Annotated in this window: 15 protein-coding genes; 10 read left to right on the forward strand and 5 right to left on the reverse strand. The window is 31.6% G+C overall.

The window, feature by feature from the left end; translation table 11 throughout:
* Positions 1-247 precede the first annotated feature (247 nt).
* On the reverse strand, positions 248-2119 hold the full coding sequence (locus tag VW161_RS01725) for a hypothetical protein (RefSeq protein WP_304093622.1): 1872 nt from the start codon (positions 2117-2119) through the stop codon (positions 248-250).
* A gap of 470 nt (positions 2120-2589) precedes the next feature.
* On the opposite strand from VW161_RS01725, the gene VW161_RS01730 reads away from it, so the two are divergent.
* The 6 genes from VW161_RS01730 to VW161_RS01755 all read left to right on the forward strand — a co-directional run bounded on the left by VW161_RS01730 (position 2590) and on the right by VW161_RS01755 (position 7775).
* On the forward strand, positions 2590-3822 hold the full coding sequence (locus tag VW161_RS01730) for an LL-diaminopimelate aminotransferase (protein ID WP_325192666.1): 1233 nt from the start codon (positions 2590-2592) through the stop codon (positions 3820-3822).
* A gap of 43 nt (positions 3823-3865) precedes the next feature.
* The gene (locus VW161_RS01735; RefSeq protein WP_325192667.1) at positions 3866-4546 is read left to right on the forward strand and encodes a DUF6882 domain-containing protein; all 681 of its coding nucleotides are present in this window, start codon (positions 3866-3868) and stop codon (positions 4544-4546) included.
* Between the two features lie 86 nt (positions 4547-4632).
* Positions 4633-5262 (forward strand): DUF6891 domain-containing protein, encoded by a 630-nt coding sequence (locus tag VW161_RS01740; RefSeq protein WP_325192668.1) that lies wholly within the window; start codon positions 4633-4635, stop codon positions 5260-5262.
* Positions 5252-5896: a hypothetical protein gene (locus tag VW161_RS01745; RefSeq protein ID WP_304093628.1), complete on the forward strand. Its 645-nt coding sequence runs from the start codon at positions 5252-5254 to the stop codon at positions 5894-5896. Before VW161_RS01740 ends, VW161_RS01745 begins: the two co-directional genes overlap by 11 nt.
* A gap of 37 nt (positions 5897-5933) precedes the next feature.
* The gene (locus VW161_RS01750; RefSeq protein ID WP_304085900.1) at positions 5934-6476 is read left to right on the forward strand and encodes a hypothetical protein; all 543 of its coding nucleotides are present in this window, start codon (positions 5934-5936) and stop codon (positions 6474-6476) included.
* Between the two features lie 279 nt (positions 6477-6755).
* Positions 6756-7775, forward strand: a complete 1020-nt coding sequence (locus tag VW161_RS01755) for an adenylosuccinate synthetase (protein WP_304085898.1) — start codon at positions 6756-6758, stop codon at positions 7773-7775.
* A gap of 75 nt (positions 7776-7850) precedes the next feature.
* Here VW161_RS01755 and VW161_RS01760 read toward each other — a convergent pair whose 3' ends face one another.
* From VW161_RS01760 to VW161_RS01775, 4 genes are all read right to left on the reverse strand, one after another.
* Entirely contained in the window at positions 7851-8129 is a 279-nt protein-coding gene (locus tag VW161_RS01760) for a hypothetical protein (protein WP_304093631.1), read from the reverse strand.
* A gap of 141 nt (positions 8130-8270) precedes the next feature.
* Positions 8271-9305, reverse strand: a complete 1035-nt coding sequence (locus VW161_RS01765; protein ID WP_325192669.1) for a hypothetical protein — start codon at positions 9303-9305, stop codon at positions 8271-8273.
* A complete protein-coding gene (locus VW161_RS01770) occupies positions 9275-9616 on the reverse strand; it encodes a hypothetical protein (protein WP_304085892.1) in 342 nt (113 codons plus the stop codon). Before VW161_RS01770 ends, VW161_RS01765 begins: the two co-directional genes overlap by 31 nt.
* A 258-nt stretch (positions 9617-9874) precedes the next feature.
* Entirely contained in the window at positions 9875-11059 is a 1185-nt protein-coding gene (locus tag VW161_RS01775; protein ID WP_304085891.1) for a coenzyme F420-0:L-glutamate ligase, read from the reverse strand.
* A gap of 212 nt (positions 11060-11271) precedes the next feature.
* On the opposite strand from VW161_RS01775, the gene VW161_RS01780 reads away from it, so the two are divergent.
* From VW161_RS01780 to VW161_RS01795, 4 genes are all read left to right on the forward strand, one after another.
* Entirely contained in the window at positions 11272-11655 is a 384-nt protein-coding gene (locus VW161_RS01780) for a transposase (RefSeq protein ID WP_304085889.1), read from the forward strand.
* 677 nt (positions 11656-12332) lie between these two features.
* Positions 12333-13280 (forward strand): ABC transporter substrate-binding protein, encoded by a 948-nt coding sequence (locus VW161_RS01785; protein ID WP_304089108.1) that lies wholly within the window; start codon positions 12333-12335, stop codon positions 13278-13280.
* Positions 13281-13535: 255 nt separating this feature from the next.
* Complete coding sequence (locus VW161_RS01790) at positions 13536-14279, forward strand: ABC transporter permease (protein WP_304089107.1); 744 nt, start codon at positions 13536-13538, stop codon at positions 14277-14279.
* 62 nt (positions 14280-14341) lie between these two features.
* The gene (locus tag VW161_RS01795) at positions 14342-15094 is read left to right on the forward strand and encodes an ABC transporter ATP-binding protein (protein ID WP_304089106.1); all 753 of its coding nucleotides are present in this window, start codon (positions 14342-14344) and stop codon (positions 15092-15094) included.
* The last annotated feature ends 21 nt before the right edge of the window (positions 15095-15115 follow it).

Raw genomic sequence — 15115 nt, forward strand, 5'->3', positions numbered from 1 at the left:
TTTTAGATTTTTATTCTGTTCGTTAAAATTAGAACTAATTTTTATAAAAAAGTAAAAAAATTAGAAATGATTAAAATAGTTAAAATAATAAAAAAGAAAAGAAGAGAATAAATTTATTTAAGATTAATTCGGCTTTTTTTAATTAAATAAATTTATTTTTTTATAAAAATTATAAAATTTAATTTTAATTTTTAAAATAATGAATTAAAATAGTTAAAATAGAATTAAAGCTATTTAAACTATTTAATTATTTTAAAATCTTTTTGACTGTATTGGATTTGACCCAAATCTTTTTAGATCTGTATCTTATTCCAATGTAGCCTGGTTTAAGTCTTAAGATTTGACTTGAATAGCTTTCACCATTAATGTCAAAGATTACAATTTGACCTACTTTTAACTCAAATAAGGTTCCATTGATGTATACTTCTTCAACATCGGTTTTTGCCTTATGCATCATCAATCTCTTTTGACCTTCTTCTACAGGCTCTTCTGCAGGAGCAGCTCTTCTTGTACGTTTGGATTTCGCTTTAGCTTCAGACCTTTTGCGGACCTCTTCTTCGCTAATGCCTTTTGATCCTAAAATCTTTTTAGTGTTTTCTGCTCTGCGTACTTTCTCTTTCTCCTTAGCTTCTATCTTTTTATAGTCCTCTTTAGTGTAGACATTTGCATCTTTTTCAGATGTTTCATCAGTTACATCTTCGAAGGAATCAGACAATTCCTCATCGTCAGTCTTATTGTAGGATTCCTTATTGATTTCCTTATAGATCTTGTCCACATCTTCGTTAGGTTGAGTTTTTGCCAAGTCTCTTTCCTCTTCATGGATAGGAGTGATTGTAATTGTATCTCCAATGTATTCAATTCCATCTCCCAAGTCTTGAGCATAATCATCAGGAACGATATCAACTTTAGTTTCCACTACAGTTGGCTGTTGTGGAGTATTAGCTTTTCTGAAGTTTCTGATGGATTTGATTGCACTGTTAATCAATTCATTTCCTGTAGAGAGTTTTTCTTCATTTCCTGAATTGATAGTAACAAAGTCATTTTCAGGACTTTCATCAACTTCAACCGGCTCTTCCTTATTTAAGAGGATATGTAAATCATCATGATAGGAATCTTCTGCAGTTTGGGAAGTTTCTTCAGCTTTAGGAGCTTCGACAACTTCAGTTTTGACTTCTTCCACTTTAGCTTCGGTTTCTGCTTTTGCTTCTTCCTTAGCTTCAGATGCTTGTTTGATCTTTTCAATAGTGGTTCCAATATCTGGAGTTTCAGCTTCCTCTTCCTCTTTAGCCATTTTCTCTTTAACTGCTCCAATGTCTTCAGCGGAGATATCTGCTAATTTCTCTTCAACATCTTCTTTAGCTTTTTCAATCTTCTTGATTAAATCAGCAGTGTCTGCTTCAGCTTTTTGAACGATTTCATCTTTTGCTTCTGCTTCAGCTTCAACAGCCTCTTCTGCTTGAGCGTCCTCTTCAATCTTTGCAGATTCCTTAATTTCTTCAATGGTTTCAGCAGGTTTAACAGACTTGACTACCTTTACATTTCCTTCTCCTTCTTCAACAACTAACTTATTAGCTTCGCCAGAAATGAATTCCTTTTGCTTTTCAGTCATTGGAACTTGACGAGCTTCAGGCTGTTTATCTCCTTGTCTTGCACTGTTAATGGTTGCAGTATGTTCTGGTTTAATAGGTTCTTGGAAAGATTTAACCTCTTCTTCCTTATTCATTTGGGTTTTTACTCTTTCCGGGGTTCTAGGAACATTTTTAGGAACAGGTTGAGCTCTTCTAAATTTTCTAGCTTGTTTTTGAGGAGCTTCATCCATAGCTTTTGCTCTTTGTCTCAATAAAGCAGTTGTTCCACCTACATCTCCATTTTCAACGTCATCAATAGTGTTTGCATATAATTGAGCTTCACTTAAGTTAGCACGGTTTCTTCTTTGTGCTTTTCTGGTTCTTTTACGTTTTTCATTGTCATAGTCAGATTTTGTGCTATTGATGAATTCCGCTAATCTTTCTTCTTCATTGTCTTTTTCCTTATCCTTATAGTATATCTTAACAATTATTATGGAAATTATTCCAATAAGTGCTATAAGAATAAGCAGTATTGCTGTTATTTCCTTCATTTTTTCACCGAATTAATCTTGTTTTAATATATTTGATTTACCTTATAATCTAAGCATGAAATTGGATAGGACAATATGTAATCATAATATAGGATAATGCATGTTCCTCATGAACAATATTGGTATAACAATATGGGTAAGTCATACATTATCTTATAGTATTATATGTATATCTTTTTTATTTTATTTATACATTAGTTTTATATTTTTTTGAGAGGGCATAACTTTTTAAAAATTTGTATTATTTTTCCAAGTTTTCACCTTTTTAATACACAATTTTAAATAATATATTTAATAAATAATTAAGTGTTAAATAGTTAGAAATCTAGTTAGAAATTATTAATTAAGTTAATTTTAGAGATTTTAGTTATTCGAAGTGGGATTATATTAATTGTAATTTTGGTGTTTTAGACTTTTATTAACTAATGATTTTAATTATTTAAATTTTTAAATTAGTCTGAGGTAAAAACATGGTTAAAATTAATGAAAACTATCTTTTATTGCAAAATAGTTATCTTTTTGTTGAAGTAAATAGGCGTGCAGCTAAATACATGGAAGAAAATCCTGATAAAAACGTTATTAAAATGGGTATTGGAGATGTAACAAAACCTTTAGTTCCTACTGTAATCAAGGCTTTCAAGGATGCTATTGATGAAATGGCAGATGGTGACACCTTTATGGGTTACGGTCCAGAACAAGGTTACGACTTTTTAGCTGAAGCTATCATTAAAAATGACTTTAATAAATGGGGAGTGGACTTAGATCTTGATGAAGTGTTCATTTCCGACGGTGCAAAATGTGATACCGGTAACATCCAGGAAATATTTGCATTGGATAATGTGATTGCAGTAACTGACCCTGTTTATCCTGTATACGTTGACACCAATGTAATGGCAGGAAGATCCGGCAACATTAAAGATGATGGAATGTATGAGAATATCGTTTACCTTCCTTGCACTGAAGAAAATGGCTTTGTTCCAGAACTTCCTACAGAACCAGTGGATTTAATCTACCTCTGTTTCCCAAACAACCCAACTGGAACCACTTTAACAAAAGACCAATTGGCTAAATTTGTAGAGTACGCTAAGGAAAATGATGCTCTTATCCTATTCGATGCAGCGTATGAAGTTTTCATCACCGAAGATGATGTGCCTCACACAATCTATGAAATTGACGGTGCAAAGGAAGTTGCTATTGAATTCAGAAGCTTTTCAAAAACTGCAGGATTCACTGGTACCCGTTGCGCTTACACAGTTGTTCCTAAGGATATCAAGATCAAGGATGCTGAAGGCATTGAGCAATCAGTAAATGAATTATGGAACAGAAGACAAACCACTAAGTTCAATGGTGTTTCCTATCCTGTCCAAAAGGCTGCAGAAGCAGTTTACACTGAAGAAGGGCAAAAGGAAATCATGGCAAACATAGAATATTACTTGGAAAATGCTAAAATCATTCGTGAAAGCTTATCTGATATTGGATTGAATGTTTACGGTGGAGTGAACTCCCCTTACATTTGGGTAAAGACTCCAAATGACATGGAATCCTGGGACTTCTTCGATTTACTCTTGGAAGAGGCTAATATTGTAGGTACTCCGGGTTCCGGATTCGGTCCAAGCGGTGAAGGTTACTTAAGATTAACTGCATTCAACACTTTAGAAAACACTAAAGAAGCTATGTCTAGAATTTCTAAATTATCATTCTAGATTTTTTATTTTTTATTTTTTTTAAATTTTTATTGGTGAAAAAATGGAAGTTAATTCTTTATTAATTGAAGAAAATGATGATTTACAGGATTTATTCTCTAAATATGGTGCTTTAGCATTAGAAAAGCAGGAAATATTATCAAGCATTGTTGGAGATGCTGAACCTGAATTGGACATTGAAAAGGGAATTATTAAGTTTGGCGAAAAAGAATTTCCTATTCAATTGATTGGATTCTTGGACCCTGATGAAGACACCTGGTCATGGGCATGGGATAATGAGGATATAGGTTTTCCAGAAGCTTTAATTGAAGAGGCAAAGGCTATAAAAGAATTTGGTCAAGAACAGAATGTTCCACAATTTTCTGAAAATGTCTTTGCAGCAAACTTGACTGAAGCTCATATATTGACTATGACTGTATCTTCCCTCTTTAGCAATGATGCATATTGTGCTGTTAATTACGGAGGCTTCGTATTCTTTGTAACCATTGAGTCTGATGAGATTGAGATTAGTGATGACATTGACGTATTTGCAAATGTAATTAATGATTTCCATCGTAAGTTTGAAGTAAATCATTTAAAGGCTTTGAGAGGTTATGCAGAAATTAAATGTTATGAATACAAGTACAGGGATGAGTTTTGTATTGTTAAGGTTGGAGATGACAGAATAGTTGTCACTTTGACTGAAAGAAAAAACATTTATGCCATTAAAATCATTAGGGCTTAATGATTTCTATTTTTTTATTTTTTATTTTTCTACTTTTTTTTATAATTTGCTTTTATTTATCTAATTAAAGTCTAATGGGTGTTATTATGGATAAGGAACTGATTGATGAGATCAATTATGAAATTCAGGTATTGATTAAAATTGGATTTTATAGTGATGATGAGATTTTAGAGATAATTGATGATGAGTTTATTGAAGAGGATATTTCTAAAGATCTTATTTCAAATCTTCTTTTGGAAAATAATGAAAATCTAGAGGAATTGAAAGAGGATTCAGATGATTTTATCAAATTAAGCAAGGCCTTTGATGATTTGACAAAGGAAAAGATCATTTCCATTCATAATGCTGGCTATGACATTGAAGAGGGAATTCAGGATTCATTTGAATTGTTTACACATTTGAAAAACAATAAGTATGAGCCTATAGGATTTTGTTTCTATACCTTTGAAGACATTGAAAATGCAATTGAGGAGAATGCATTGAATATTGCATTTGGCGATTTTGAGTATGATGAGAAAAAAGGCTTAAAAATAGCTAAAAAGATTGTTAAAGCCTTGAAAGACTATGGTTTTGAAATCAATTGGGGTGAATCCGTAGATGAAATAATTGAAATAGAGAATTTCAATTGGAAAAAGAAATATGATGGAAAGGATTATTCCATGGATGGAGCCCTTGAAGACTTTATTAGATTAAACAGTGAAGAAAATGAACAATAGATCCAAAGATATTATTGAAGATGCCATTTCACAGGGAAAATGGGTTTGGCTTGAAATAGATGACAATTCAAATTCACTTTATCTTGAATTTGAGAATCTCAAATTGTCTTCAAGACCTATTTTAGACAATACATATAGGGGAGAATTAGCCATTAGATTTGGTCAAAACATTTATTTGGCATTGTTCTTTAATGAAAAAGAAAATCTTGATTTCTTAAGATTCGATGAGGATTATCTGAATCAATTGCTGAATTTCAATGAATATTTATCTTTAAGATATCCCTATTTCTATCAGGAATTTTCAAAAAAAGTCAAGGGATTCAAATTCCAGAATCATGATTATTTAACTGAAATTGAAGCAAAATACAAGTTTAAGAAGGTTTTGGCAGATAAAAGAAATGAGAATGAGAATAATGATTTCATATTGTCCTTTGAATGTGAGGAAATGGCTATTGCTGTAGGTGGAGACTTCATCAATTTTTTCAATGATTTTGAAGCATTGGATGATGATGAGATTAAAAGGGTTTCAAATACCTGGATGATGTATTATTTGGATTATTGGAACAAGAAAGGAACTGATAAGGAGTATGATGAAGATCCTCTTTGCGAAGAGTTTCCTCTAAAGGAAGTATGATTTTGATTCTCTCTAAACTAATCGTTTTGGTGAATTTATGGAACAATTGAAAAAAGGTTATAACTATTTGGAAGACAACAGCCATTTCTTTGGAGAAGTGCCTAATAATCGTGCAGTAGAGATTGCTGACTATAAGTTCTTCTGGGATGCAACTGATGAACTTTCTCCTTTTGGATGTGAAGAGGCGTATATTGCATTTTGTGAAATTTCAAACTGGTTGGCTGAAAATCCAAAAACCTCTATAATCGAATGTTTCATATGGATTTTAGAGTCTTGGGACTTGGAATTGGAAGACTTTAATGATGACATCATTGAAAGTAAAAATATATTGAAAATCATTCAGGATATGGACTTTTACGAGGAATTGATGAGTCTTGACTATACAATAATAGCCACTGGCTTTGGGCAATTGATTCTTCAGGGAAAGATTGATGAGGATGTAAAGAACATTATTCAATTATCCATTTTACGTCAAATGAATTCACATGTCTTGGATGCATTTTTAGCAAACAATGAGCAATTCAAGTATGAGAGATACTTATATCTTCAAAAGCTATTGGAAATATTGGAAGATGCTTAAAAATCTTCACTTTTCCTATTGGATTCCGCTATTTTTCTATAATTTTGTATATTCTTTAAAGCTATTTTTTAATTTTTTCAATTCATGATAATCTTTATTAATGTTGAAAAATATAATATATATGGTTATCGAACTATATTTAACAACTTACTATACTTAAATTATACTTAAAGCTATGCTTAAACATTAAATTCAAATTATAATAATTATGCAATTTTAAACTACACTTAGACTTGTTGTAAAACTAACTAAAATAATATTTTAAAAAGGAGATTTTAAATGACTTGTAGTATACTAGTTGGTGGAGCTTGGGGAGATGAAGGTAAAGGAAAATGCATTACCTATCTCTGTGATAATGATAAGCCAAGTATTATTGCCCGTGCAGGTGTTGGGCCAAATGCAGGGCATTCTGTTGAATTCAATGGAGAAAAATATGGTTTAAGATTAACTCCATCTGGTTTTGTTCATAAAGATGCTCAACTCATGATTGGTGCAGGAGTTTTAGTAAACCCAGATGTATTATTTAAGGAATTCGAAGACTTGAAGAAATACAATGTAAAGGAAAGAATGCTTGTAGACCCAAGATGCGCAATCATTACTGAGGAACATATTTCCAGAGATAAAAATTCCGAGCATTTGGCTAAAAAGATTGGAAGTACAGGATCCGGTTGCGGGCCTGCTAATTCAGACCATGTACTGAGGTCAGTTGGCCTTGCAAAGGATGTTCCTGAACTTGAAGATTATCTTGCTGATGTCTCTCTTGCATGCAATGAAGCTATTGGCAATGGAGAAGACGTATTCATTGAAGGTTCCCAAGGATTTGCACTTTCACTTTATTACGGATCATATCCGTATGTAACCAGCAAGGACACTACTGCATCAACTTTTGCAGCAGATGTCGGTGTAGGGCCAACTAAAGTGGATGAGGTCATAAATGTATTCAAATCCTACATTTCCCGTGTTGGAGAAGGTCCTTTCCCAACAGAAATGACTCAAGAGGAAGCTGAAAGCAAAGGTCTTGAAGAGTATGGTGTTGTAACTGGAAGACGTAGAAGAATCGGTTACTTTGATATGGAACTTGCTAAGGAATCCTGCAGAATAAATGGAGCTACCCAAATAGCTTTAACATGTGTCGATAAGTTATTTGACTGCGCTCGTGTACAGGATTACGGCCAATTATCTGCTGAAACCAAGGCTTTCATTTCAGAAATAGAACAAGAGACTGGTGTGCCAGTAACAATCATTTCAACTGGGCCTGACTTAAAGGACACTATTGACTTAAGAAAAGAATTATTATAATTCTTTTTCACTTTTTACTATTTTTTTATTTTTCTTATTTTTTTAATAATTTTTTATTTAATTAATTTTAATTATCTACTTTTTAAAAACTGATTTTAACTTTCTTAATGGTTTTGTAATTTTCCATGAATTTGAATTTAATAAGCTTTTTATTTCTTTATTCTTTTTCTTTATCGCTCTGTCTTTCCTCTTCATCACTTTATTTTTCTTTTCAATCTCTTTATTTTTCAAAGCGATCTCTTTTTGAACTTTATCATATTTTTCGATATTTTCTAAAGGTATTATTTTTTCTCTTAAATAAGGGGGATGGTCTATTATATAATTTAAGAAATTATTTTCCCATGTTCTGAACAAATCTAAATTTCCGATATCTAAATTGAGATGATTGTATATTTTTTCAATATTCGTAAATTCATTTACAAAATGGTTGAAGATGAGATGGGAATCGATTATTTCCCAAAATAGATATTCAAGGGGTATTGGGAAATTAAAGGTCTATTCATAATCAATAGCAGTAAATTCACCATCAACTAAGAATAGGTTGTTGAAATTCAAATCCCAATTGGATTTTTCGTGGCAATGGAATTTAATGTCGGATTTCACCTTAAAAATCTTCAAGAATTCTTCAGTGGCATATTCATCAGATTCAAATGAATTATAGAACATTGCATCATAAAAAGATTCAATTAACTTAAAGAATTTTTCTTTATCTTTTTTAACAACTGCATCAAGAAGCAAATATTCATAGGATGATTGTTTTAATAAGTCATAATAAAGAGAATTCCCTTTCATTTCTGAATTTAAGCATCTGATTTTACCTATGTCATTTTTTCTTCCTTCAAACATTCTTTTTATATGGTCATTTGCTTTTGATGTTAAAGGGGATTTGGAAACTTTCCCATTAGACCAAATAATTGTATATGTGTTAAATTCCTCTTTTCTATCTGTAGCTATTTTAATGAAATCCATATCATCTGTTGGATAATCATTATCAGAGGATCTAATTTCAATTAAAAAGGAATTGCTGAAATATTGGGATAAATTTTCTTCAGATACGATTAGATCTAATTTCTTTTCTTCAAAGAAGAGAATTCTTTCGTTACGATATCTGTAAATGCCTTTATCAAGGATTGTGTTAATTAATTTGTCAGTATGAAGAATCTGAGGGAATTCGTGATCAGGATATGGGTAATAAAACTTATAATTGGAAAAACCTGCTTTTTCAATGATCTTAGTGATTTCAGTCTTTGAAAATGTTTGGATTGAATCTGTGTTAAAGTATTCCTTGATTCCCGCGAACAGTTGATTTGTAGGTTCCTCTTTGAATCCTGCAAAGTACTTTAAGCCTAAACGATTGCTTAAGGCTAAGAATATCACTCCATCTTCCTTTAGGAATCCTTTTAGATAATTCAAATAGTCAACATAAGGATTTTCAGACTTGACAAAGGATTTTGTATATTCAAAGACATTGCATAAAACGATATAATCAAATTTTTCCTCTAATTCAATATCATCAAAATCAGAAAGCAAAACAGTTGCATCTTCAGCTCTTTTTGAGATGATATTGCATTTGACTGCCTATCCTCAATTGCAACGACACGATTGACTTTTTGTGTGAATAATGAGGTTAATTGGCCATAACCGGCACCTATCTCCAATAGGCTTCCTTCCTTTTTAAATGGATACCATATGAATAAGTCGTGTCTGAATGGAGAAAGGAAATAATGAAAATCATAATGATTATTGTTTCTTAAAGCATCAGCATAATCATTGTTTTCTAAAACAATGTCATATATCTTGTTTTCCAAATCTTCATTTTCGTATAGCCTTTGGCAATTCATATTAAAAACCTTTTGTTGTTTTGCCGTAGTTTTTATTTTAATTTTAATTAAGAAAAAGATTAAAAAATTAATCAGTAAATAGATTTTTGTTCATTATTTAATATTATTTATTATTAATCTAATTAATAAGTTTTTAAAGAATTAGTGTTTAAATCTTAAAAGTTTTAAATTTTAAAAAATAGTACGAATAGTAGAAGGGTTAAGATAGTTGAAATTAAAAAGTAAATTTAAAAGAAAAAAAGAAAAAAGGTTCGATAATTAGTCGTTTGCTAAATTATCGAAGTATCCTTGGATGAATATAACTGGAGTTCCTTTATCTCCAGAACCACTGGTTAAGTCACATAATGAACCGATTAAGTCAGTCAATACTCTTGGTGTGGTTCCTTCGGTAATCATTTGCCCGGTTAAGTCTTCATCTTTTTGTCTGATTTCTTCTTTGATTGCTTCTTTCAATTCGTCTCCTTTCAAGTCAGCGAATTTATTGTCAGAAACGTATTTCAATTTGATTTCATTAGGATATCCTACCAATCCATCGGTATGTGCTGGTGAAACAACAGGATCAGCTAATTCCCAAATCTTTCCGACAGGGTCTTTGAATGCACCGTCACCGTAAACCATAACTTCAATTTGTTTGCCGGTAAGGTCAATCAATCTTTTTTGTACTTCTCTAACGAGAGTGTATCCTGTTTTTGGGAATAATTTTAATCTTTCTTCAGTTGCCTTGTTGGAACCGAGCAATCCGAAATCAGGGTTGCATCCGGAATCTCCGACAGGTTCAGTTAATACTTCGTGAAGTCCGAATACATGAGCTCCTTCTTCTTTAAGCATTTTTGTGGTTTTTTCTCTGGTATGGATATCACATGTTAAGACATCAGTGTTATAGTCAAGGATTGTTTTTACATCATTTGAGAAGACAAATTCAACTTCACAGTTTTCGCTTTCAATCAATTCTCTGTAAAAGTCAATCATATTGATTCCGGTGAATGGGTGTTTCCATGAACCGAAAGTTTCTTTATATTCATCTTCAGTGATGACGCTTCCTAAATTGTATTCGCTTTTGTCTAAAACTTCTTCATCTAAGATACCGTTTCCTACTTCGTCTGAAGGGAATGAAGTTAAAAGAGTGATCTTGTCCATTGCTCTTGCAATACCTTTTAAGATAATGGAGAATCTGTTTCTACTTAAGATAGGGTTTGTCACTCCAATGTTTTTAGATGGGAATTTGTTTTGCAAATCTTCTGCAACATCATCTACAGTTACATAGTTTCCTTCTGAAATACCTACAACTGCTTCGGTAATTGCAACGATATCCTTGTCTTTGAATTCGAATCCTTCACTCTCCTTTGCGGCCATCAATGAATCTACAACTATGGTAGCTAAATCATCGTTTTCTTTAATAATGGGTGTTCTTATTCCACGTACAACAGTACCAACACATCTCATTTTTATTACTCCTAATAAACATAAATTTGTTGGATAATTCCAACAACCTATTTATTTTATTTTTTTAATTATATTTATATGTTTAGATTATTTCATTTTCATAGTATATTTTCTGATGATTTTTATGAATCTTCATGTTATACTTCCTTAATTTTTCAAGTATTACAAACATGTCAAAAATTATATATATTTTAATAATAATAGTTGTTATCATGAAAGATATTATTAATCCGAATGTAGAAATTCCTGATGATCAGGTAGCTATGGCATTCTTTAGGAGTGTCCGTTGGGTTAATGGAGTCTATTGTCCTAAATGCAAATCATATAACGTTAACAGTAGGGGAAACCAAGGAAGGGCAAGAAGATATGTGTGCAAGGATTGTGGCGCTAACTTCAATGACTTTTCAGGAACAATCTTCCATAAGAGCAAAATACCTCTAAATGTAATGTTATATATCCTATTTAATTTGGATAAGAAAACAACCACTCAATTGTCTGAAGAGTTGGATTACAGCAGGCAATGCATTTCAAGAATATCCAAATTGTTTAGGGATAAACTATTGAGCAATCCTGAATTCTTTGATATAGATGAATAATCTTTTATGCTTATTTTATATCCTTATTTTTTATCCTTATTTTTTATCCTTATTTTTTATCCTTATTTTTTATCCTTATTTTCCATCTTTTCCTATTCTAATATTGGCAATTTTTAATACTTAATGTGGTTATCATTGTTAGTTTATTAGTGCATCTTTTCTAGTTTTTGTAACTTTAATAGTGCAAATATGTAAGCATATTAGTATTTAACAATTGTTATATATTTTATAATTAACCAAGTAAAATTCTTTAAATAGTCCTTATTATGATTTTTTTCATATATTTTTAAAAATAATTTATTTTCAGTACTATTTTTTCAATTTAGCCCTTTTTTAATAGTTTAATTAATATCTATTTGTCAGTATTTCAGTTATTTTTTGTACTATTAATCTATCATGCCTTTATTTAATGAAAAACATTATATACTTTGTTTATCAATCATTAATATAAGTAATAAGTTTTTAAATTATATTTTATTAATACATAAAGGCTTATTGATAAATACCTTTTTAATTTCAAATTAAACCTTTATTTTAAATTATTAGTTTTTTCTAAATTATTAAAATGATTTATAAAAAAACAACTTATTATTTTAAATGCTTTTATATGAAATGAAATTTCAAAATGAGATTATATAAGAACCTTTTGTTTAATTTTAAAAATTAAAGTGATTTTTATGGATAAAAAAATTTTAGCAATTATTGCTGTTGTAATTATAGCTCTTGTAGCTGTAGGTGCTTACTTTGCAACCAGCGGTGGCTCTGGTGACAATGTTGTAAGAATCGGTCACTTACCATCCGATCACGACACCGCACTTTTCGTTGCACAAGAAAAGAAAATGTTTGAAGATCAAGGTCTTACTGTTGAATTAACCCAATTTAACAATGGTGGAGACTTAATGACTGCTATGACAAGTGGAGATATCGATATTGGTTATGCAGGTATCACTCCTGTAATGTCTTCCATTTCTCAAGGAGTTCCAGTAAAAGTTGTATCCGGTGCTCAAATTGAAGGAAGTTCTATTGTTGCTAATAAAAACAGTGGAATCAACACTGTTGCTGACTTAAAAGGCAAAACTGTAGCAACCCCTGGTGAAGCAACCATTCAAAACATGCTTTTAACCTCTGCTTTAACCCAAGCTGGCGTTAAAACCAGTGATGTTGAATTCACTACCATGAAAGCTGCTCAAATGACTGATGCTTTAAAAGCGGGTCAAGTTGATGCTATGATCATTTGGGAACCATATGCTTCCATTGCAGTTAAAAACGGTGACGGTAAATTAGTTGAAACTAGTGGAGAAATCATTCCTGGTCACCCATGCTGTTGTGTTGTAGCAAGAGAAGACTTCATCAAAAATCATCCTGAAGAATTGAAAAAAGTCTTAGCTGCTCATGAAAATGCGACTGCATTCACTAATGAAAACCCTGCAGAAGCAGCTGCATGCTTACCTGAAGACATTGTTCCTGATAAAGACTTGCAAGCAAGTGTAATCAAAGACACTACTTTCATTTCCGGTTTAGACAGCACTTACAAACAAAATGTAATGGCATTCATGAACCTTGAAGTAAAATTAGGTCTTTTACAAAAACCTTTAACTCAAGATCAAATCTTCGCAGATTTATAAATTTATAAGACTTGCTCTATTTGAGCAATTCTTATTTTTTCTATTTTTTTAATTTTCTTATTTATTTTTGATTTTTTTATTCTCATCTATACTTGACTTTTTTTAAATGCTAAATTATATATATTAAAGAAAGTTAATTATTAATATATGAATGATGTAATTCATTAATTAATTATTTTTGATTTTCGATTTCTAATCGGTGATATTAATTGTTAGTTAATAAATTATATTAAAACAATTTAAGATAGTGATTTAATGAATATTAAGAAAGAATTATTACCATTTATCTTACCGGCAATACTTCTCATTATTTGGTATTTGCTTACTGATGGTTTGCATTTGATTCCATACTATATTTTACCAAGTCCTTTAAACGTATTCACTGCGGCTTGGACTTTATTAAGCAATGGAAAATTGTTCATGCATACCTCAAGCACTCTTGTAAAGGTATTTTCAGGTATTATACTTGCATCAGCAGTTGCAATTCCTTTAGGAATAATTCTTGGATGGTATGAAACTTTAGATAGATTAAGTTCCTTGATCATTAGTATCTTAAGGCCTATTCCACCTATCTCTTGGATTCCATTTTCCATTTTATGGTTTGGCATAGGATTATCTTCAGCAGTATTCGTTATCTTCATCGGTTGTGTATTCTCTGTACTTGTATACACCATTGACGGTGTAAAGAGAACCGATAAGGTATTGATTGAAGCTGCTCAGACTTTAGGTGCTAACAATTGGAATATATTGACTCAAATCGTGCTTCCTTCTGCATTGCCTTACATTGTATCAGGGCTTAAGGTAGGTGTAAGTATCGCTTTGATGTGTACCGTATCCGCTGAGATGATTGCTTCAAGCAGAGGTTTAGGATATATGATCTTGACTGCAAGTCAATTGTTCCAACCAGGAACTGTTGTAGTTGGTATGATAATTATTGGTTTAATCGGTATTTTATTTGATTATGGATTTAGAAAAGCACAAGATAGAATATTCTGGTAAATTAGGGATGATTAAGAGAAAAAAGATTTATCAGTGTTAGATATTAATAAAAGGTGTTTATATTGGCAATTGATATAAAAAATGTTTCTAAATCATTTATTACTAAAGATAAAGATTTCCTGGCTTTAAAAGATGTCAATTTGCATGTTGATGATGGAGAGCTCATCTGTCTTTTAGGGCCTTCCGGTTGTGGGAAAACAACCCTTCTAAGAATGGTTGCAGGTTTGGAAGAACCTGATGAAGGTGAGATTTACGATAGAGTAGAACTTGTAGAAGGTCCTTCTAAGGAAAGAGGGTTCATTTTCCAACAATATTCTTTATTCCCTTGGTTAAATGTTTTAGATAATGTAATGTTTGGTTTAAATTTATCCGGAGAGCATAGTAAAGAGGAAAATCTTGCTGCTGCTGAAAGATATCTTGAAAGAGTTGGATTGGCTGACTTTAAATACAGTTATCCTCATGAACTTTCAGGTGGTATGAAGCAAAGGGTGGCTATTATCCGTTCCTTATTGAACCACACTCCTGTCTTGCTTATGGATGAGCCGTTTTCAGCAGTTGATATGTTGAATAGGCATACCTTGCAGGAACAATTGATTGGAGTTTGGAAAAGATTTGAAACCACTATTCTTTTCGTCACTCACGATGTTGATGAAGCGGTCTATTTGGCAGACAAGATTGTGATTATGGATAAAAGGCCAGGTAGAATAAAAGACGTAGTAGAGGTTCCTCTTGAAAGACCTCGTCAAAGAGAATCAAGAGAGTTCTTGGATTTCCAAGATGAAGTTGAAAAGCTTTTAGGAGTCTGGGAGCCCTAAAAATAACAAGTTTTAAATTTG

This window comes from Methanobrevibacter ruminantium (genome assembly GCF_016294135.1).
Taxonomy (GTDB): Archaea; Methanobacteriota; Methanobacteria; order Methanobacteriales; family Methanobacteriaceae; genus Methanobrevibacter; species Methanobrevibacter ruminantium_A.